Origin of the sequence: Mucilaginibacter sp. (assembly GCF_041088075.1) — a bacterium.
In the GTDB taxonomy this organism is placed as follows: domain Bacteria; phylum Bacteroidota; class Bacteroidia; order Sphingobacteriales; family Sphingobacteriaceae; genus Mucilaginibacter_A.
The window spans coordinates 1-19346 of sequence record NZ_JBGCVY010000038.1 but is presented as its reverse complement, the minus strand read 5'-3'; the positions used below and the strand labels follow the sequence as shown (position 1 = coordinate 19346).

Genomic DNA, 19346 nt, shown 5'->3' with positions numbered 1-19346 from the left:
TATTATATAAAGATAAATTTGAACGTGATTCCTGGTTAGTGTTAGCAACTGTTTCTATTGACAATAAAAAAAACTTTATAAAGGCACCATTATATAATGATGACGCATCGGACTATTATAAGCAGGACGATTGGAGTTCTTATGAGCTTGCGGGAAAAATTGATAGAAATGCAAAATATTTTGCAATTGGTGTTACTATTGCTGGTAACGGCAGCTATTATTTAGATAACTTTAAACTTTTTGTAAAAGAAGGAAAAAACAAGGTTGAAATTCCTTTAAAAAATTCAGATTTTGAAGATGATTCCATAACAAATTGGAAATCTTACAACATTGATAAAAACACTAAACTGTCTTTATCTAAGGATAAGGTATTTTCAGGTAAACAATCCTTGTTTGTAGACAATTCAAACGTAAAAGTTGCGCCATCTCTTGGAAACAATCCTAAACACGGTAAATATATTGATGTTAATGGTATTAAACTCTATTACGAGATATATGGAAAAGGCAAACCTTTATTATTACTTAACGGAAATAATTCCTCGATGAATATTTTTAGTAACCAATTAGATATATTGAGTAAAAAATATAGGGTAATTTGCTTAGATAGTAGAGGACAAGGCAGGTCTTCAGCTAATGATACCAAACTCACCTATGAACTAATGGCAGAAGACGTGAATACTTTTTTGGATAAAATGCTATTGAAAAATGTAAACATATTAGGCTGGAGCGATGGAGGAAATATAGCCCTAATATTGGCAATGCGACATCCTGATAAGGTGGATAAAATGGCAGTTATGGGAACTGTTCTGTATAATGATAATAGTTCTGTTACTGCTGAAACTAACAAACTAATCCATAAACAAGTAAGTGAAATGGAAAATAAAGGTGTGCCAAAAACTAATATGGATTATCGCTTAAAAATTCTTTTGTTAACAGAGCCACATATCAATCCGGATTCTTTACAAAAAATACAATCGCCGACATTGGTAATGGCTGGCCAACATGATGTAGTTAAAGAAAAACATACTAAACTAATTGCAGAAAAAATCACACATAGTAAACTGGTTATTTTTAAGGGAGCGGATCATGAAGCCCCACAAAAAATCCCACAGTTATTTAACCAGACTGTATTGGATTTTTTCGATCAGAACAATTAAATTATCAGACAACTGGTGTCCGTAATAACTACAAGGTTACGGTCGCCCTGTTTAAATTCATTTAACAGGTTTTGGCCGGTATATTGAAAATAAGGAATTTTTAAGGCATGAAATACAGGTTAAGTTTTTTTACAACCATCGTTTACAGCATTGCTTTTTGCTTTGCTGCGGCTGCCCAGCATGCTTCTTTTAGGCAGGATAAATTGTTGTTGCAAACCATCGGCAAAAATTTTAAAGATGCGGATGCCCAGTACAAAGTATTGATGAAGGATTTGCCCCCGGACAGGTTTCCAAAAACGTACGACCCACGTACCAATAAACTGGAAACCAGTAATTCCGGCTGGTGGTGCAGTGGTTTTTATCCGGGAACTTTACTTTATTTATACCGGCAAACAAAAGACGAAGTTTTAAAAACCGAAGCAAACCGGATGCTGGCCTCGCTGGAAAAAGAACAATACAATAAAAACACGCACGACTTGGGTTTTATGATGTATTGCAGTTTTGGCAATGCAGAGAAGATCGAGCCTCAACCAAAATACAAAGAAACGCTGATCAATAGTGCCAAATCGCTTTCCACAAGGTTCAGCCCGAAAGTTGGCTGCATCAAATCCTGGGATTCCAAACCTTCTGATTACATAGTCATTATTGACAACATGATGAACCTCGAGCTGCTTTTTTGGGCTACAAAAGCAACAGGCGATTCCAGCTTTTATAAAATCGCGGTTGCACATGCCAATACGACCATGAAAAACCACTTCCGGCCCGACTACAGTTCGTACCACGTTATCAATTACAACCCGGAAACAGGCGCCGTTCAGCAAAAAAGAACGGCACAAGGCGCAGCAGACGAATCGGCCTGGGCGCGCGGACAAGCCTGGGGCTTGTATGGTTTTACGGTGATGTACCGGGAAACAAAAGATAAAAAGTACCTCGACCAGGCCCGGCATATTGCTTCTTTTATCTTGCAAAACCCAAATTTGCCAAAAGATAAAATCCCTTACTGGGACTTTAACGCGCCCAATATCCCCAACGCTTTGCGCGATGCTTCTGCCGCTGCCGTCATGGCTTCTGCCTTGTTGGAGTTGTGCCGGTACAGCAACCAAAAAGACAACCAGCTTTATTTTAATTCGGCCCAAACGATACTTCAAACTTTATCGTCTCCGGCATATAAAGCAAAGCCAGGCACAAACGGCGGCTTTATTTTGGAGCACAGCGTTGGCAATTTCCCTGGCAAATCAGAAGTTGATGTTCCACTAACTTATGCCGATTATTACTTTGTGGAAGCGATGCTGCGCTACCAAAACATCAACAGGCAATACTGATTTTTATGCCCTAAAAGAAGCATGTTGTTTTTTTAAGGTTTAATATTTTCGTTATAAGAAAAAAATAAAGCAAACAAACACGGCTAACTGCATTGTTGTACCAAAAAGGCATCGCAATGGAATTGATAAACGAAACAGACAGCGATTTGCAAACAGCCGTTGTTGCAGAAACTACGCCTTCAACTTACTGGCTCACCCGTTTTGTAATCTTGCGCCTGCTGGGCTTCATCTATGCCATCGCCTTTTTGGTGGCCATCAACCAGATTGTTCCTTTGATTGGTTCTCACGGTTTGCTTCCTGTGGATAGCTACATCAAGCAAATCGGTGCTGCCTTAGGTTCTGGTACGGCCGGTTTTATACGTTTGCCGTCGGTTTTTTGGTTTGGCCATTCTGATACCGCGCTTTTAACCGTTGCCTGGATCGGGTTTGTGCTTTCCTGTATTGTAGCGACGGGCTACGCCAATGCAATTTTGCTTGCTGTGCTGTGGTTTCTTTACATGTCCTTCGTCCATGTTGGGCAGGAGTGGTATGGCTACGGTTGGGAAATCCAATTGACGGAAACTGGTTTTCTCGCCATTTTTCTTTGCCCGCTGCTCGATCTGCGCCCGTTTCCCAAATATGCGCCGCCTTTTGCCATCATTGTTTTGTTTCGATGGCTCATCTGCCGGATTATGCTGGGTGCCGGGATGATCAAGTACCGCGGAGATGATGTTTGGCGAAACGGGACCGCACTCTATTACCACTTTCAATCACAGCCCATTCCCGGCCCGTTAAGCCGCTGGTTTCATTTTTTGCCGCATACCAGTTTGAAAATCGGCGTATGGTTTAATTGGCTGGCCGAACTGGTTGCGCCCTGGTTTGTGTTTTGGCCAAGAGTGGCGCGGCAGATTGCAGGCGTGGTGATCATCCTGTTTCAATTGAATATTATCCTTAGCGGAAACTTGTCGTTTTTAAACTGGCTGACGATTATCCCGGCTTTGGCTTGTCTGGATGATGGTTTTTGGTCTAAACTTCTTCCAAAAACATTAGTCCGTAAAGCCCAGACTGCTGCTGATCGTGCCGAAGAATCCAAACCAATGACAACCACGGCCTGGGTGGTAACGGCTGTTATCGCTGTTTTGAGTATCCAGCCTGCCATAAACATTCTTTCGCCGGGGCAAGTTATGAATACTTCTTTTGACCCGCTTGATTTGGTAAACACATATGGCGCATTCGGAACGGTAGGACAGGAACGCCTGAACGTGGTTTTTGAAGGAACCATGGACGAAGACACTTCCGGCAAAGCCCACTGGAAACCTTATTTGTACAAAGGCTTGCCGGTGCTGCTTAACCAGCGTCCGCCACAGATTGCGCCTTACCAGTTGCGCTTGGATTGGCAAATGTGGTTTGCGGCAATGGCTACGCCGAACGAATATCCCTGGACTTTGAACTTGGTTTGGAAACTTTTGCATAACGACGAGGGCACAGTAAGTTTGTTTGCCGGAAACCCTTTTTCGCAAAAGCCGCCACGGTACATTCGTGCTGTTTTGTACCGATATACCTTTGCCAAATCCGGCAACCCGCAAGGTTTGTACTGGAACCGAAAGCAGCTTGGTTTGTGGCTTCCGGCGATGTCTGACCAGGATCCGCGCTTAATTGAATTTCTAAAAAGTACGGGCTGGCTTCGATAACTTGAAAGGTTTTAATTTTTAATGTGAAAAAGCACGCGTATTGAAACAGGCATTATCCAAATTTGAAAACCTGTGTTCCGGATGCTTCTTTTATCGCATAAAAATTAGAACGTTTATTTTTTTTCTGAACAAAGAGCTTGTTTAAATTTCTGTCATAGAAATCTACAATGCTTCTTTTATGCCTATAAAATTGGTGTGCCGGGATATTTTACGGACACAAATCCATAAAAAGACAATGATTTTTATGCGGTAAAAGAAGCATGTATTGCTGGCACTTTAATTGTTAACTTTTTGCAGCAAAAATTCGATCAGCCTAAAAATGAAAGATTACAAGGTTACCCATAAAAGAAGTTTTTTAGGCACAATCTGTTATCATCTTATCCGAATTCTCAGGTTCAAAAAGCGGTTGAACAATGACAGCTTTAAACAGTTACAGGCTTATGAAGACACCAAAACGCCCATCATAAAAAAGTTTCCAAAAGAAATAATTGAAGGCGTACCAGTGTTTTGGATCAATAAAGAAAAAAGTGAAAACGGTGTTTTGGTTTATTTGCCGGGCGGCGGTTTTATCATCGGCCCAACTACTTTGCACTGGCTTTACTGTAATAAATTAAGCAAAAAACTGGATATGGCTGTGTTGATGGTGCGTTATCCCCTGGCTCCCGAAAACCCATTTCCCGATGGTTTAAACGCTATTGTTAACGTAATAACGGCTTTGCAAAAACGCGGCAGTTTGCAGCGGCAATGGTTTTTGGGCGGGGAAAGCGCAGGCGGAAACTTAGCTTTGGCCGCTTGCTACCTGTTGCATCAACAAAAAGCCAATTTGCCAAAAAAACTGCTTTTGTTGTATCCCGCGGTAAATTTGGACACAAACAAAACAGGGCCGGAAGTAGAAGATTTGATCCGAAAAGATGTGCTGTTGTCGCTGCAGTTCACCAAAAGGGTAGTGGCAGTTTATTGCGGCAACCGCGATGTAAGCGATCCGCTTTTATCTCCCGTAAACGGCGACCTGGAAATCCTGCCGCCCATACTTTTACAACATGGGACGGACGATCTTTTGGTACTGGGTTCCAAAGAATTAACACAAAAAATGGAAGCAGCCGGAAAATTTATCCAATATGAAGAATACAAAGCCATGTTTCACGGGTTTGTCCTCATTACAAAACTGCCGGAATCTAAATTGGCCATACGGGCACAGGTGAAATTTTTAAAAGCATAAAAAAAGCCACGCTATATTTAACGTGGCTTCAATGTTCAAAACGATCAAATTACATTTTGGCAGGGGCCATTTTCTTTACCATTTTGTGGTGTTTGGTTACTTTGTGGGTAACCATTTTACTGGCTTTGGCACTTTGCTTAACAGAATCCTGCGCAAAGGAAACCTGGCTGAGCATTAAAACGGTAAGGGCTAATAAACACGAGGTTAGTTTTTTCATGATGTTTTTTTTGTAGGTATGACTAAAATTTTACCAGATGGTTTTAGTTACGCTTGATTTTAAAAAATAAGCAACGATCAGGGTGATCCCGGAACCTCTTAAAAACCCATCGGTCGGTTCGGAAATGTTGGTAAAATGGCCGATAAAGAAAGAACATACCAACAATAATAACCCAATAGGCAATAGCAGTTTTAACAAATTTCGCTTTCTCATTTTAGTAGTTTTTTATTTAGGTTTTTTTCTGTCAGGTCTGTCAGAAAGCCTAAAAGTAGTACTAATTTAAATTATTACAAATAATTTGATAACAATTATTTATTGCATCCTTAATAAATTAATTACCTGTAAATACACTTCAGCCTAAAGCAATTGTTTTATAAATTGAGAGATTGCCGTTTAATATCAAAGAAAGTAAAATGCTTCTTTTACCTGCCTTTTTTTGGTACGCATCTATGTTATAGCAATCGGGTTAAATGCTTCTTTTACCGGCATAAATTTAATGGCTAATCAGCCTTTGGCTTTTGCCTGTACATCGGCTTCGCCTGCCGAGGCTTTTTTTTCTTCCTCCATTTCTTTGGACAAAAAGAAATTTAAACCGGTACGGATAACAGCGATTGCGCCCAGTTTGCCTATTTCCTGCCAGCTTGGCGCTACTGCGGTTGATAAAATATCGGCCCCCAACTGAAACTCCAACGCCAAAGCTAAATACCGCGCCAACGTCAGGCGGATGGCGTTAAAATCGGTTTCCTGCTGCGAAATCAACGCGCGCGCAAAGCGGTAAAGCGAAATGGCCGAACCGATGCCAATGGCGCATGCGCCGGTAATTTCTACGGCAAGGCGCAACCAGTGCACTAAGTTTTGCACCAGCGTCTCTGCAGTTAGGGTAGCATTCATATTGATAAAGTTTTTATAGTTTACTAATCGGGTCTTTCGGCACGTTTCTGTTGATCAGCCAAACGGAAAATTTTTGTACAATAATCAACACAATCAGTATCCCCAGTGCAATCAAAAACAAGGGCACGGCCTGGCCGGTTACAAAAGCAAAAGTTAAGGCGGTTGATACGGCAGGCGGGTGCATCACATTGAGCAAAACCATAAAAGTGATGGAAACGATCATGGCCAGCAAAGCCGAAGTGTAGCCCGGGCCAATCAGTTTTAAAACCCCATAACCAATTAAAGCGGCGGATACTTGCGCCATTACCAACGTGTAAATACTGTTGGTTGGCAAATGCGGGTCGAGGTAAATTAAAAAAGCGCTCGAGGCCAGCGAGGCAAAAAGCAGGTGTTGCTGGCTGTAGGCTTCCAGCAAAAACAAAACAACGGCCATGGTAAGCGTGGGGAACAAGGCGAGCGAAATTTCTGTTTTTAAATCAAAACGTTTGCGCATGGAAGATCAAATGTTTGGATTAAAGAAGTTTGAACGGTGAATGTTTGATCTGATTAAAGCAATACTTCTTTTAGCACCTAAAAATTGTTGGCGCATTAGTTTACTTTTGCCGACGATTGTTTCGCTTATAACTTACAACCTACAACTAAAAACTTACAACTCAAATGTTCACCGGAATTATAGAAACCTTAGGCACCGTTACCGATTTGTTTGCAGATCAGGGCAACCTGCAATTTACCATTGCATCTAACTTGGCGCAGGAACTGAAGATTGACCAGTCCATCGCCCACAACGGTATTTGTTTAACGGTTGTGGCTATTGCCGATGGTTTGCACACCGTAACTGCGATTGATGAAACTTTGAATAAAACCAATTTGCGCCACTTGCAAAAAGGCGATTTGGTTAACTTAGAACGTTGTATGCAAATGAACGGCCGGTTGGACGGGCACATTGTGCAAGGCCATGTTGACCAAACTGCGGTTTGTACAATTTTCAAAGAATTGGAAGGAAGCTGGGAATATACATTTGAATATAATCCAACACAAGGAAATGTTACGGTTGAAAAAGGTTCCATTTGTATCAACGGCGTAAGTTTAACGGTTGTCAATTCTCAACCCAACAGTTTTTCGGTTGCAATAATTCCTTATACTTATGAACATACCAATTTGCAACAGGTAAAAGAAGGTTCGGTGGTGAATTTGGAGTTTGATGTGATCGGGAAATATGTTGCAAGGTTAATGCAGCGTTAAAGTTGTGCGGTCAGTCCAATTTGGTTTCCGATAAATCCAACTTGTACATTTTTTAAAAATTGATTAGAAGTTTTACTATGATGCTTTTGGATGGCAAACATCGAACTATCAAACAACAATAAAAACGCACCTTGTAAAATAATAGCGTTGCCGTAACCATGCAACCTGTCGGAACTTTTGTTGATGCCACGCCGGTTTAAATACCAGCCGCCAGCCATATATGCCACATCCAAACCGGCATTAATCAATAAAATCCGTTCTGTTTTATGTTGTTCTTGGATGCTTTGCTCGATGGAATAGGATTTGTTGGATGCTTCTTTTGCACCATAAAAACCTGCGGTTGCAATTCCCAAATTAACCACGTTCCAAAAGATATTCATTTGGTGAAAGTATTTGGTTGCGCCTTTGGTCTTGTAAAACCCAACGCTTCCGATCGCAATATTGGCAATTGCCCAACCGCCCAAAACTTTCATCCCGGTTTGGTTAATTTGGTTTCGTTTTTGGTTGAAGTTGGAAAGGGTATCTTGGGATTTGGCTTTGGTGGAAATGATTAGCAGGAAAAGGAACAGAAGTTTTTTCATGGATTTTATAGGGATAAAAGAAGCATTGGCGAAAGCTAAGATAAGTTGATGTTTCAAGCAAACAGTAATTCTTGAATCAGACTGTTAAAAAATAGTTTTGTTTGATAAACAAATGTTTAAGTTTTACGTAGTTTTGTAATATATTTACACTACAAAATTCCTTAAAACGATCTATTATGACAACGCTAAGCATTAAGATACCAGAAGGCAAAGAATCAGATTTGTCATCTTATGTAAAAAAAATTGGTGGCGAAGTGATAGCTGATAAAAAAAAATTAACTAAAGACATAGAAGCAGAACCGTCAGAAGATGAAGTAACGCATGAATCTTTTTTTGGTGAAAATATTAAAAGGGCAATTCGTGCATTTAAGTCTTAATGACAACGCCTTCTAAGTTAAAAATCAAAGTTCAAATCGGCATAACAGCTATTTTGTTGTTGTTTTCAATCTACATTATTGCAACAGAACCAGCCGAAAGCGATAAATTAAAATGGGCTTTTGGTATCGTTGGAATCATTATTGGTTATTGGCTTAAGTAGTAATTCTTCCAAAATATTCCTTAACCCAAACCCTTCTCTCACCAACTCTTCAACTGAGAAAACTTACAAACCTTCTTCACAAAAAAATCCCAAACCACACTTCCCCGATAAAAACCGGCCGTTGATTGCAAGTTATAATCCGCATGGCTTTCGCTTCTTACTTTTTGCCGCCCGGAATTTTTAAAAATATGCCGGATAAAATTCCGGTGCGCTTTGCTGATCGCGGCCGCATCTTTTCGTTTTCCTTCGGAGATAAAACGCAGCATCGTTACAAAATCCAGCACAAAACGCATCGGGATCACAAACACACTTTTGCGCAGCCACAGGTTTTTTTGCAGCAACAGCAAATTGTTGCGGAAGTTGAGGAAAGTTTTAAAAGGGTTTTCGGCATCCAAAGTGCCGCCGCCTAAATGGTAAACTTTGGATTCGGCACAATACATCACCTTTAAGCCCATGTTTTTTAAACGCCAGCACAAATCAATTTCTTCCATATGAGCAAAAAAGCGCTCGTCAAACCCGCCCGAAAGTTCCCAGTATTTTTGCTTGATAAACAAAGCAGCGCCCGAGGCCCAAAGTACTTCGCTGGTTTGGTCGTACTGGCCGTGGTCTTCTTCCACTTCATAAAAAATCCGCCCGCGGCAAAACGGATAACCAAACGTATCAATAAAACCACCGGCCGCACCGGCGTGTTCAAACTTGTTTTTTTCCTGCCACGATAAAATTTTTGGCGCCGCCGCTGCAATCAAATCGTCGCTTTCCATCAATGCAATCACCGGTTCAATCCAGTTCTGTTCCACTTCTACGTCAGAATTCAGCAAAACAAAATAATCAGCCTGAATGCAGTCTAAAACCTTATTGTAGCCGCCGGTAAAGCCATAATTCTGGTCGTTCAATACTGTTTTTACCTGTGGAAAATTGGCGTGCAAAAATTCGACGGAGCCATCTTCGGAACCGTTATCGCCAACAACAATTTCCAGGTTTGGATAAACAGAAGCTAAAACCGAGGGCAAATACGTTTGTAAATAATTTAAACCGTTCCAATTCAGGATCACAACGGCAACTTTGGGCAGGCTCATCTATGAATATCTTCCGGTTTAAATTTCCATCTTTTGTGCGACCACAGCCAATATTGCGGCGCTTCGCGGATCACTTTTTCCAGGTATTGCACATGCAGATCGGTAATTTCGTGTTCGCTGCTCAGTTTCGGCTCGTTCATCAAAGGCACAAAGGTACAGCAATAATAACCTCTTTTTAAAACGCGGATATCACAAAAAATAACCGGGTCGTTCGTCATCTTGGCCATCTTTTCAATACCCAAAAAAACGGCGGTTGGCTGGTTGAGGAATTGCGTAAAATATTGGGTTTCTTCGCGCACCGGCGTTTGGTCGCTTACAAAAACGGTTAGTTTCGGTTCGTTTTTTAAAGTTACCAAAGTTCGTAAAGTCGCTTTCATCGAAACCGGAATGGAGCCAAAACGCGAACGTAGTTTTTTCAGGAACGAATCAAAAACCTCGTTTTCCAGTGGTTTGTAAATAAACAGTTTCTTTTTCTCCGTAGAAAAACCCAGGATTTGCGCCGCCATTTCCCAATTGCCGTAATGGCCCAAGGCTCCCAACGCACTTTTTTGCTGGTTAAAAAAAGTATCCAGCAATTCGGGGTTGTTTAGGGTGAAATGTTTTTTCAGTTGCTGCTCGGAAATGGTAATAAGTTTGATTGCTTCTACCATTAAATCAGCGAGATAACCGTAAAACTGGCGTTCGATTTGTAGTCTTTCTGTTGCCGTTTTTTCGGGAAAAGCATTTAACAGATTTTGCTGCACCACTTTCCGTCGGTAACGCATTACATAAAAAAGAAGGATAAAAACAGCATCCGAAATCAAATACAAAACCCAAAACGGCAGCAGCGAGAGCAGGTACAAAAAGAAAATGGCTACTTTCGTAACTGCCTTACTGGTCATTGTTTTGGCTCGATTTTGAATACAAATTTAACTTTTATGACGGATAATCCTGCTTTGTTCCCGCTGTTTTACCTGCCGCCCATTGCTTTTTTTGCAGAACTTCTTCAGCATAAAAACAATTTTTTGATCGAGCAAAAAGAGCATTTCCCGAAGCAAACTTACCGGAACCGCGCAAAAATTTATTCGCCTGACGGTGCTTTAACGTTGGTTGTTCCGGTGGCAAAAGGCGCAAAAAACCATCGTGTAGTAAGGGATGTAAAAATCAGTTACGATTTTAACTGGCAGCGTTTGCACTGGCTAAGCCTGCAAAACTGTTACCGCAGTTCGGCTTATTTTGAATATTACGAAGCCGAATTTGCGCCGTTTTATCAGGAAAAAAAGTACGAATTTTTGTTTGACTTTAACGAAGCTTTGCTGCAATTGCTGCTAAAACTGTTGAAATTGAAGTTAGAATTGAAGTACACCGAAGCATATGAAACTGATTTTGCCGGGGCAAATTTCCGCAAAAGCATCCACCCAAAACTGAATGATGATTTCGAACAAAAAACGTATTTCCAAGTGTTTGATGACCGGCAAGGCTTCCTCAAAAACCTAAGTATTGTGGACTTGTTGTTTAACCAGGGGCCGAACACATTAAAATATTTGTAATGGCAAAAAACCCTAAACGTTTAAAGGCAAAAACCCGCAAGCAAGAAGAGATAATCGGCGAAATGCCGGGTTCGGTAAATGTGCCAAAAGATGCGTTGAAACCGCAGATCGAAATTTATTCTTACAACCAAAACGAGGTAAAAGAAGCAAAAGGCGCCGGTATTGATGTGGTGCTTGATCAGATAAAAGCTTGCAGCAACCACACACACTGGATTTTGATAAAAGGTTTGGGCGACCAGGCTTTGATCGAAGAGATTGGCGCTAAAATGGAAATCAGCCGCTTGGTTTTGGAAGATATTGTGCATACCCGGCAACGGCCAAAATTTGAAGAATACGAAAGTTATGCTTTTTTAACCAGCCGCGTACTGCATTACCACAAAGAGGAAGACAGCGATAACTATCAGCTTTCTATGCTGGTGAAGGAAAACCTCACCATCAGTTTTCAGGAAACGTACGACGAATACTTTGAAGGCATAAAAAAGCGTTTACATGCCGGAAAAGGAATCATACGGACGGCCGGGCCTGGCTATATGGCCTATTCTATTACCGATACCGTGATTGACCGTTATTTTGAAATGCTGAACAAAGTAGGCGATTCGCTGGACTTGCTGGAAGACCGTTTGTACGAGTCGCCTGATAAAAGTATCATGTACGAAGCGCAGCACATTAAACGCAGCATGATCCTGCTCCGGAGGGCGGCGTGGCCTGAACGTGATAAAATTAACGACATGATCCGGACGGAAAGCCCGCTGATTATGGCAAACAACAAACCTTACCTGCGCGATGCCTACGACCATTGCATCCAGGTAATGGATTTGACCGAGAGTTATAAAGAGATCACTTCCAGCATTGTAGATATGTACCTTTCGCTTATCAGCAACCGTATGAACGAGATCATGAAAGTGCTTACGATCATTTCTTCCATCTTCATCCCGCTTACGTTTATTGCCGGAATTTATGGTATGAATTTCGCGCGGGTTGACCCGGTAACCAACAAGGTACTGCCAGAAAATTTACCAGAACTTTACGCGCCGCACGGCTATCTTTACACGCTGGCGGTGATGCTGGCAATCGCCCTGATCCAATTTGTGTTATTTTGGCGAAAGGGCTGGTTTAACAAAATGTAGTTTTTAAAAAATGATATTGAAACATAAAAGAATAAATTTAATCGTAGCCGCTTCCGTTATCCTGCTCACCGTTAAAATTGTAGTCGCCCAAAACCAAAACACGCTGAAAGATCCGGCACTAAAAGAAGTATCGGGCATTGCTGCTTCCCGCATCAACAAAAACATACTTTACGTGCATAACGACAGTGGCGACACCAGCCGGTTTTTCGCCATCAACCCAAACGGAAATTTAAAAGAGACTTTTTATTTTAAAGCAGATGCTGCCAATTCAAAAGAGAATGTTGTTGATTGCGAAGATATTGCTGTTGGCCCCGGAACCGAAAAAGGCAAAAGCTATATTTATCTGGGCGATATTGGCGATAACCACGCGCAAAGAAAAACGATTACCGTTTATCGTTTTGAAGAACCTGCGGTTGCAGGTGTAAAACCACAATCAGTAATCAAAACCGAGGCTTACCATTTAAAATATCCCGACGGGCCGCACGATGCCGAAACGCTGATGGTTGACCCGCTTGGTAAATTGCTATATATCATCACTAAACGCGAGGATTCAGTGGGCGTTTACACCGCGCCTTTAAATGCTTCTTTTACCGATACAATTTTGTTGCAAAAAAGGTGCAAGCTGCATTTTACCGGTCTGCCTTTGATGAAATGGGTTACGGCCGGCGATATTTCTGCCGATGGGAGCGAAGTGCTGGTGAAAAGCTATCAATCCGTATATTTCTGGAAACGGCAAACCGGCGAACCCATTTGGAAAACCCTGCAACGCAAACCTTTAGAGTTGCCGTACACCATGGAAAAACAAGGTGAAGCCATCGGTTTTACGCCCAACGGAAAAGGTTATTACACCACCAGCGAAGGCAAAAACGCGCCCATCTATTATTATTCCATACCAAAATAAGTGTGGTAAAAGAAGCATTGGCCTTTTTGTAAAAACTTTGAGTGTTTTAAACAGTTGTTCAAGATTGATGTTGTAACTTGTACTTTTAACGGTGCGCCAAGCATCTGCAAAAACCACCTTTTTTGTTTTATATAATTAATAATGAGCTTTTCCACAAATCAAGATTCCATACAAACCCAAATTACAAACCTGCAAAACCAAAACCAAACCTGGTGGAAAGAAGCCGTAGTTTACCAAATTTATCCGCGTAGTTTTAAAGACAGCAACGGCGATGGCATCGGCGATTTGCGGGGAATTATCGAAAAACTGGATTACATCCAAAGTTTAGGCATTGATGTTGTATGGCTGAATCCGATTTATCCTTCGCCCAATGCAGATAACGGTTATGATGTAAGTGATTATGAAGGCATCATGCCCGAATTTGGCACAATGCAGGATTTTGATGAGTTGCTGCAAGGCTTGCATCAACGTAAAATCAAATTGGTTTTAGATTTGGTGGTGAACCACAGCAGCGATGAACACAAATGGTTTCAGCAGTCTAAGCTTTCCAGGGAAAATGATCATCGCGATTATTACCACTGGTGGCCGGCCGAAAACGGGAAACCGCCTTACCGCGACAGTTTTTTTGATACCGAAGGCGCCTGGAAATACGACGAAAAAACCGACAGTTATTATTTGCATTATTTTTCGGTTAAGCAACCCGACCTGAACTGGGAAAATCCGGTGGTGCGCGAGGAAGTTTTTAAACTGATGCGCTTTTGGCTGGACAAAGGCGTGGATGGTTTCCGCATGGACGTGATTTCTTACATCTCCAAAGACACTGATTTTCCCGAAATCACGCAGGAATACCTCGACAAAAACGATAAAGGCCGCTGGGGGATTTACTATGCCAAAGGGCCGCATTTGCACGAATATTTGCAGCAAATGAACCGCGAAGTTTTAAGCAAGTACGACATTATGACGGTTGGCGAAGGTTCGGGCGTAACGATTGAAGAAGCCATGAATTTTGTAGGCGACGACCGCAAGGAGCTGGACATGTTTTTCCATTTCGACGGCATGTACATCGGTATGCTGCCCGGCAAATACAAACAGCCTGACCCGGCCGGTTGGAAACTGGTTGATTTTAAAAAATTGTACAGTAAATGGAGCGACCTTTTTTCGGACAACGGTTGGGGAAGCATTTATCTGGGCAACCACGACCAGCCGCGGATGTTAAGCCGCTGGGGAAACGATGCGCCCGAATTTGCGGCAGCTTCCTCCAAACTGTTGCTCACTTTTTTGCTCACCATGCGCGCCACGCCTTACATTTATGCAGGCGATGAGATTGGCATGGGCAATATCAAATTTGACGATATTAACGATTACCGGGACATTGAAACTTTGAACTGGTACAAAAAGCTGGAAAAAGACGGCGAAGACACGCAAAAATACATGGAAGGCTGGAAGCTGACCGCCCGCGACAACAGCCGCACGCCTTTTCAATGGAACGATCAGGAAAACGCTGGTTTTACAAGCGGCAAACCCTGGATCAAAGTGAACCCCAATTTTAGCATGGTAAACGAAGCATCGCAAGAGGCCGATCCAAATTCCGTTTTAAATTATTTTAAAAAGCTGATCCGGTTCCGCAAAAATAACCCGGTTTTGGTTTATGGCGATTATACGTTGCTTAACGAAGACCACGAACAAATTTACGCTTATACCCGAAGTATGGAGGATGAGAAATTATTGGTGCTGCTTAATTTTTCTGCACAGGAAGCGGAATATACCTCGCTTCAACCGATCGATACCAATGCAGTTCTAATCAACAATTGCCCGGATTTAAAATTAGGGCAGGAGAAAGCTTTTCTGAAACCTTATCAGGCCGTAATTATTAAATTGAAATAAAAAACGTTGCTGTTTTTAGGTGGATAAAAGAAGCATCGTTGTTGTTCAATTTTAATCGAAATGTTTAAATTTGATTTATGGAACTTTTATTAAAAAATGTTGACCCAAAAGATTTTGCTTTGTTAAGAAATTTGTCAAAACGTTTGGGCATACAGATAGAAAAGCAAAAAGAATCAGTTGATGACAAACCGGATAATGCCACAGTTGCCGAAGATTTACGGGAAGCAATTGCAGAAATAAAACTGGCACAAGCTGGCAAAATAAAATTACAAAACGCAAGGGATTTTATCAATGAGCTTTAAAATAGAGCTTACCGAGCGCTTTAAAAAAGAATTTAAGCGATTAAATAAAACATATCCCTCTATAAGAAATGAGTTTGATGATTTAGTTACTTTATTAGAAGATAATCCTATCCAAGGTACATCAATCGGTAATGGATTTTATAAAATACGTTTGGCTATTGCAAGTAAAGGAAAAGGTAAACGGGGCGGCGCAAGGGTAATAACTTATGTGGCAATTATTAACGAAACAGTTTATTTAGCTTCTATCTACAACAAATCTGAAAAAGAAAACATCAGTCAGAAAGAACTTCAAGATATTTTATCCGGGTTATAAAGAAAAAAATTCTTACAAAAGCGGCCCTAACCCGGCCGCTTTTTTTTATGCCCTAAAAGAAGCATCTCCTCAAATTCCTGCTATATTGCTGGTGCTAAAACTCAAAACATGAACAAGCCTTATACCTCTATCGCTTTTGCCGTTACACTCCTGATGTTATTGACCGCTTCCATTTATGCACAGCGCAGGCGCGGTGGCAATCCAAACGATACGGTTGCATCCAACTACAACCCGGCGGCATTATTTTCTCCCAGTTTTTATACCGAAAAAGGAAACGAATTTCATTCCGCCAATGGCGCGCCCGGGCCAAAATACTGGCAAAACAAAGTGGATTACCAGTTGAATGCCAAGCTTGATACTTCCGCCAAAACCTTAACCGCTTCCGAAAATATTTTGTACACCAACAACAGTCCGGATGCTTTGCCTTATTTATGGCTGCAGCTTGATCAAAATACCTATACAAAAGAAGCACGGTCTAACTTTGTAACCGGTATCAGCGCCGCCAACCATACCAAAGGTTACGAATTTGAAACGGTAGAAATCTTAATCAACGGCAAAGCACAAACCGCAAATTATGTTATAAACGATACGCGAATGCAAATACGTTTGCCAAAAGCAGTGGCAGCAAACGGCGGAAAAATCAACCTGCTTATCAAATATCATTATCAAATTCCAGGAAATTTTGGCAACCGAACCGATTATACCGATACCAAAAACGGCAAGATCTATGAGATTGCACAATGGTTTCCGCGGCTTTGTGTTTATGATGATTCGAGCGGTTGGGACACGTTGCCTTTTCTCGGTGCCGGCGAGTTTTATCTGGAATATGGCGATATTGATTACCGCGTAACCGTTCCCTGGGACATGATCGTTGCTGGTTCGGGCGAGTTGCAAAACCCGAAAGAAGTGTTGACCGCGAAACAAATCAGCCGGTTGGAAGCTGCGCGAAATAGCGATAAAACAGTCATGATCCGAACGGCAGCAGAAGTGAACGACCCGGCTTCCCGCCCGGTTCAAAAAGGGACTTTAACCTGGCATTTTTTAATGAAAAATACGCGCGATGTGGCTTTCGGCGCTTCCAAAGCTTACATTTGGGATGCCGCGCGCGTTAATCTTCCCGAAGGAAAAAAATGTATGGCGATGTCGGTTTACCCGATCGAAAGTTCCGGAAACGATGCTTGGGGCCGAGCGACCGAATATTTAAAAGGTTCCATCGAGTATTTTTCCAAGGAGTGGTTTGTTTATCCCTGGCCGGTTGCCGTTAACGAGGCGGGAATTGCAGGCGGCATGGAATACCCCGGAATTGTATTTGACGGGATTACCGATAAAGGCAAAGAATTGTATTGGGTAACGGCGCATGAAATTGGCCACAACTGGTTCCCGATGATTGTGGGCAGCAACGAACGGCGTTTTGCCTGGATGGACGAAGGTTTTAACACCTTTATTGATATTTATGCTTCGGATGCGTTTAACAAAGGCGAGTTTGCGCCAAAACGCGACGGCGAATATGCGCCCAGCGGCGGCAACCCGGCTGATGAAATTGTACCGATCATTGCCGATCCAAATGCGCCAATCATCATGACGGCTGCGGATGCCATCAAAGAAAAATACCGCCATTCGATTGCTTATTTTAAACCTGCTTTCGGAATGGTTTTGCTGCGCGAACAAATTTTGGGGAAAGACCGTTTTGATTATGCTTTTCGCCAGTACATCCGCAATTGGGCTTACAAACATCCGCGCCCAGAAGATTTTTTCCGTTCGATGGAAAACGGCGGCGGCGAAGATTTATCCTGGTTTTGGAAAGGCTGGTTTTACAATAATTGGAAATTGGATTTGGCCATCCACGATGTACAATACCAAAAAACAGGTGCTAAAAGAAGCATCCGCATTACGGTGGCCAACTTGGAAAAAATGGCGATGCCTTTTGTGGTAGAAATTTCGTTGAAAGATGGCAGCAAGCAACGCCAAGCTTTCCCGGTAGAAACCTGGCTGCAAAATAAGGCTATTACTTTTGAAGTGCAGATTACGCAGGATGTAACGCAGGTGCAGGTTGACCCGGATGGAGCGTTGCCGGATGGGAATCGGGGGAATAATGTTTGGAAGGTGAGGTAAGTGAAAAACAAAAAAGCTAACTTTTTGCAATCCTAAAAAACGATAACAAACTACTGAAATTGTAAACCAGCTTATCGAAGCTTTGTTCGTTATTATTGTTTTTTGGGATTTGAAAACTTTGTTTCCATTTTAAAAATGGCCGTTCAAAGTAGTTGTAGGATAGATAGGAAACAATAAAAAGAGCCACAAGATTAAAAATCATGGAACCTAACAACTTGTTTGTATTAGCCCAGGGAATAGAAAATGTAAATATCTGCTGCCAAATGTAAATGCTGTAAGACAGTTTACCGATAAGGATAACTGCATTGTTATTTAGTACTTTAAATACAATTGATCTGTTTTCAAATACGTTGATTCCAATTAAACAGGCAATTAACATACCTGTAATTGCATTGGTAAAAAGAAAACCTTTAACCTTGGCTAATATTGTAAAATCTGAATTTATGGTGATAATGGTAACAAGTATTCCTAAACTAAGCAGCGAGTTGGAATATTTTTTAAACAGTTGGTTATATCTGAAAAACAGGATTGAGAATATTGATCCGATTAAAATAAGCGGTAGTTTGTACATCAGCATAAATACAAACGAAAAGATAAGGTTGTTGCTTAAACAGGCAACATGAAAATGTACCCAAACAACGGCCGGAATAATCAAAAAAATTAAAGCCATGCCAAATGCAAAGTAATACTTGCGGCTTCTTTTAAAGAAATAAGGAAAGATCAAATAATATTGCTCTTCAACGCTTAAAGACCAGTAATGCGTTGTTGCCGGGTCTGTTTCTGATCCAACAAAATTCTTTAAAAATAAAAATGCCAAAAGAAAACCGGAAAAATTAATTCCCATCCGAAATACTTGGTTAAGCACGATCAAAACAATCAGGAATAGATAGGCGAGTGGAATGATGCGCAGAAACCTTCGGATATAAAAATTTTTCAGGCTGATATTGTCGGTGTCAATTTGTTCCTTCATCAATAAAGTGGTGATGATGAAACCGCTTATCGTAAAAAATATACCTACACCTAATGCACCGTTGAAAATTGAATTAAGAAATGTGTTGTGGATATTTTTACCAATTAAAACGTGGCTGCCAACCACCATAATAATAGACAACGCCCTCAAACCATCTAAAGAAGGTAAATATTTTTGTTTTAAAACAGCAGGAACTTCTTTTATATCATCAATTATGTTGAAAAATGATTTTGTTTTTTGCGCTGTGTTTTTATAAAAGTTAACCATCCAAAAGGGTTTTATTAAATCAAAATTT

General features: G+C 41.3%; 21 protein-coding genes. 13 read left to right on the top strand and 8 right to left on the bottom strand.

Annotated features, from left to right (window positions below):
- From V5804_RS09450 to V5804_RS09435, 4 genes are all read left to right on the top strand, one after another.
- On the top strand, nucleotides 1-1157 hold a 1157-nt coding region (locus V5804_RS09450), incomplete at its 5' end, for an alpha/beta fold hydrolase (RefSeq protein WP_369591146.1).
- A 107-nt stretch (nucleotides 1158-1264) separates the two neighbouring features.
- Complete coding sequence (locus tag V5804_RS09445; RefSeq protein ID WP_369591145.1) at nucleotides 1265-2479, top strand: glycoside hydrolase family 88 protein; 1215 nt, start codon at nucleotides 1265-1267, stop codon at nucleotides 2477-2479.
- Nucleotides 2480-2595: 116 nt separating this feature from the next.
- Nucleotides 2596-4149, top strand: a complete 1554-nt coding sequence (locus tag V5804_RS09440) for a lipase maturation factor family protein (RefSeq protein ID WP_369591144.1) — start codon at nucleotides 2596-2598, stop codon at nucleotides 4147-4149.
- 406 nt (nucleotides 4150-4555) lie between these two features.
- Nucleotides 4556-5368 carry an alpha/beta hydrolase gene (locus V5804_RS09435; protein ID WP_369591143.1) on the top strand — a complete coding sequence of 271 codons (813 nt, stop codon included), beginning with the start codon at nucleotides 4556-4558 and terminating at the stop codon, nucleotides 5366-5368.
- 49 nt (nucleotides 5369-5417) lie between these two features.
- On the opposite strand, the gene V5804_RS09430 is transcribed toward V5804_RS09435, so the two are convergent.
- From V5804_RS09430 to V5804_RS09415, 4 genes are all read right to left on the bottom strand, one after another.
- Complete coding sequence (locus V5804_RS09430) at nucleotides 5418-5585, bottom strand: hypothetical protein (protein ID WP_369591142.1); 168 nt, start codon at nucleotides 5583-5585, stop codon at nucleotides 5418-5420.
- A gap of 30 nt (nucleotides 5586-5615) precedes the next feature.
- Nucleotides 5616-5798, bottom strand: coding sequence for a hypothetical protein (locus tag V5804_RS09425; RefSeq protein ID WP_369591141.1), 183 nt, complete (start codon nucleotides 5796-5798; stop codon nucleotides 5616-5618).
- 291 nt (nucleotides 5799-6089) lie between these two features.
- A complete protein-coding gene (locus V5804_RS09420; protein ID WP_369591140.1) occupies nucleotides 6090-6476 on the bottom strand; it encodes a DUF1622 domain-containing protein in 387 nt (128 codons plus the stop codon).
- A 13-nt stretch (nucleotides 6477-6489) separates the two neighbouring features.
- Entirely contained in the window at nucleotides 6490-6969 is a 480-nt protein-coding gene (locus V5804_RS09415) for an HPP family protein (RefSeq protein ID WP_369591139.1), read from the bottom strand.
- Nucleotides 6970-7133: 164 nt separating this feature from the next.
- Between V5804_RS09415 and V5804_RS09410 the strand changes: the two genes are divergently transcribed.
- Entirely contained in the window at nucleotides 7134-7718 is a 585-nt protein-coding gene (locus V5804_RS09410; RefSeq protein WP_369591138.1) for a riboflavin synthase, read from the top strand.
- On the opposite strand, the gene V5804_RS09405 is transcribed toward V5804_RS09410, so the two are convergent.
- Nucleotides 7715-8299, bottom strand: coding sequence for a hypothetical protein (locus V5804_RS09405; RefSeq protein WP_369591137.1), 585 nt, complete (start codon nucleotides 8297-8299; stop codon nucleotides 7715-7717). The genes V5804_RS09410 and V5804_RS09405 overlap by 4 nt on opposite strands.
- 176 nt (nucleotides 8300-8475) lie before the next feature.
- Here V5804_RS09405 and V5804_RS09400 point away from each other — a divergent pair, with 176 nt between their 5' ends.
- Nucleotides 8476-8676 carry a hypothetical protein gene (locus V5804_RS09400; protein ID WP_369591136.1) on the top strand — a complete coding sequence of 67 codons (201 nt, stop codon included), beginning with the start codon at nucleotides 8476-8478 and terminating at the stop codon, nucleotides 8674-8676.
- Between the two features lie 199 nt (nucleotides 8677-8875).
- On the opposite strand, the gene V5804_RS09395 is transcribed toward V5804_RS09400, so the two are convergent.
- Complete coding sequence (locus tag V5804_RS09395) at nucleotides 8876-9913, bottom strand: glycosyltransferase family 2 protein (protein ID WP_369591135.1); 1038 nt, start codon at nucleotides 9911-9913, stop codon at nucleotides 8876-8878.
- Nucleotides 9910-10794, bottom strand: coding sequence for a lysophospholipid acyltransferase family protein (locus V5804_RS09390; RefSeq protein ID WP_369591134.1), 885 nt, complete (start codon nucleotides 10792-10794; stop codon nucleotides 9910-9912). The genes V5804_RS09395 and V5804_RS09390 overlap by 4 nt, the downstream gene beginning before the upstream one ends.
- Before the next feature lie 36 nt (nucleotides 10795-10830).
- On the opposite strand from V5804_RS09390, the gene V5804_RS09385 reads away from it, so the two are divergent.
- From V5804_RS09385 to V5804_RS09355, 7 genes are all read left to right on the top strand, one after another.
- On the top strand, nucleotides 10831-11442 hold the full coding sequence (locus V5804_RS09385; protein ID WP_369591133.1) for a WbqC family protein: 612 nt from the start codon (nucleotides 10831-10833) through the stop codon (nucleotides 11440-11442).
- Entirely contained in the window at nucleotides 11442-12569 is a 1128-nt protein-coding gene (corA, locus tag V5804_RS09380; protein ID WP_369591132.1) for a magnesium/cobalt transporter CorA, read from the top strand. Before V5804_RS09385 ends, corA begins: the two co-directional genes overlap by 1 nt.
- A gap of 10 nt (nucleotides 12570-12579) precedes the next feature.
- The gene (locus tag V5804_RS09375; RefSeq protein WP_369591131.1) at nucleotides 12580-13470 is read left to right on the top strand and encodes a hypothetical protein; all 891 of its coding nucleotides are present in this window, start codon (nucleotides 12580-12582) and stop codon (nucleotides 13468-13470) included.
- Between the two features lie 141 nt (nucleotides 13471-13611).
- Nucleotides 13612-15354 (top strand): alpha-glucosidase, encoded by a 1743-nt coding sequence (locus tag V5804_RS09370; RefSeq protein WP_369591130.1) that lies wholly within the window; start codon nucleotides 13612-13614, stop codon nucleotides 15352-15354.
- 77 nt (nucleotides 15355-15431) lie between these two features.
- Complete coding sequence (locus tag V5804_RS09365) at nucleotides 15432-15656, top strand: hypothetical protein (RefSeq protein ID WP_369591129.1); 225 nt, start codon at nucleotides 15432-15434, stop codon at nucleotides 15654-15656.
- A complete protein-coding gene (locus V5804_RS09360) occupies nucleotides 15646-15969 on the top strand; it encodes a type II toxin-antitoxin system RelE/ParE family toxin (protein WP_369591128.1) in 324 nt (107 codons plus the stop codon). The genes V5804_RS09365 and V5804_RS09360 overlap by 11 nt, the downstream gene beginning before the upstream one ends.
- Before the next feature lie 108 nt (nucleotides 15970-16077).
- Nucleotides 16078-18081: a M1 family metallopeptidase gene (locus V5804_RS09355; RefSeq protein ID WP_369591127.1), complete on the top strand. Its 2004-nt coding sequence runs from the start codon at nucleotides 16078-16080 to the stop codon at nucleotides 18079-18081.
- A gap of 16 nt (nucleotides 18082-18097) precedes the next feature.
- Here V5804_RS09355 and V5804_RS09350 read toward each other — a convergent pair.
- On the bottom strand, nucleotides 18098-19346 hold a 1249-nt coding region (locus tag V5804_RS09350; RefSeq protein WP_369591126.1), incomplete at its 5' end, for an acyltransferase family protein.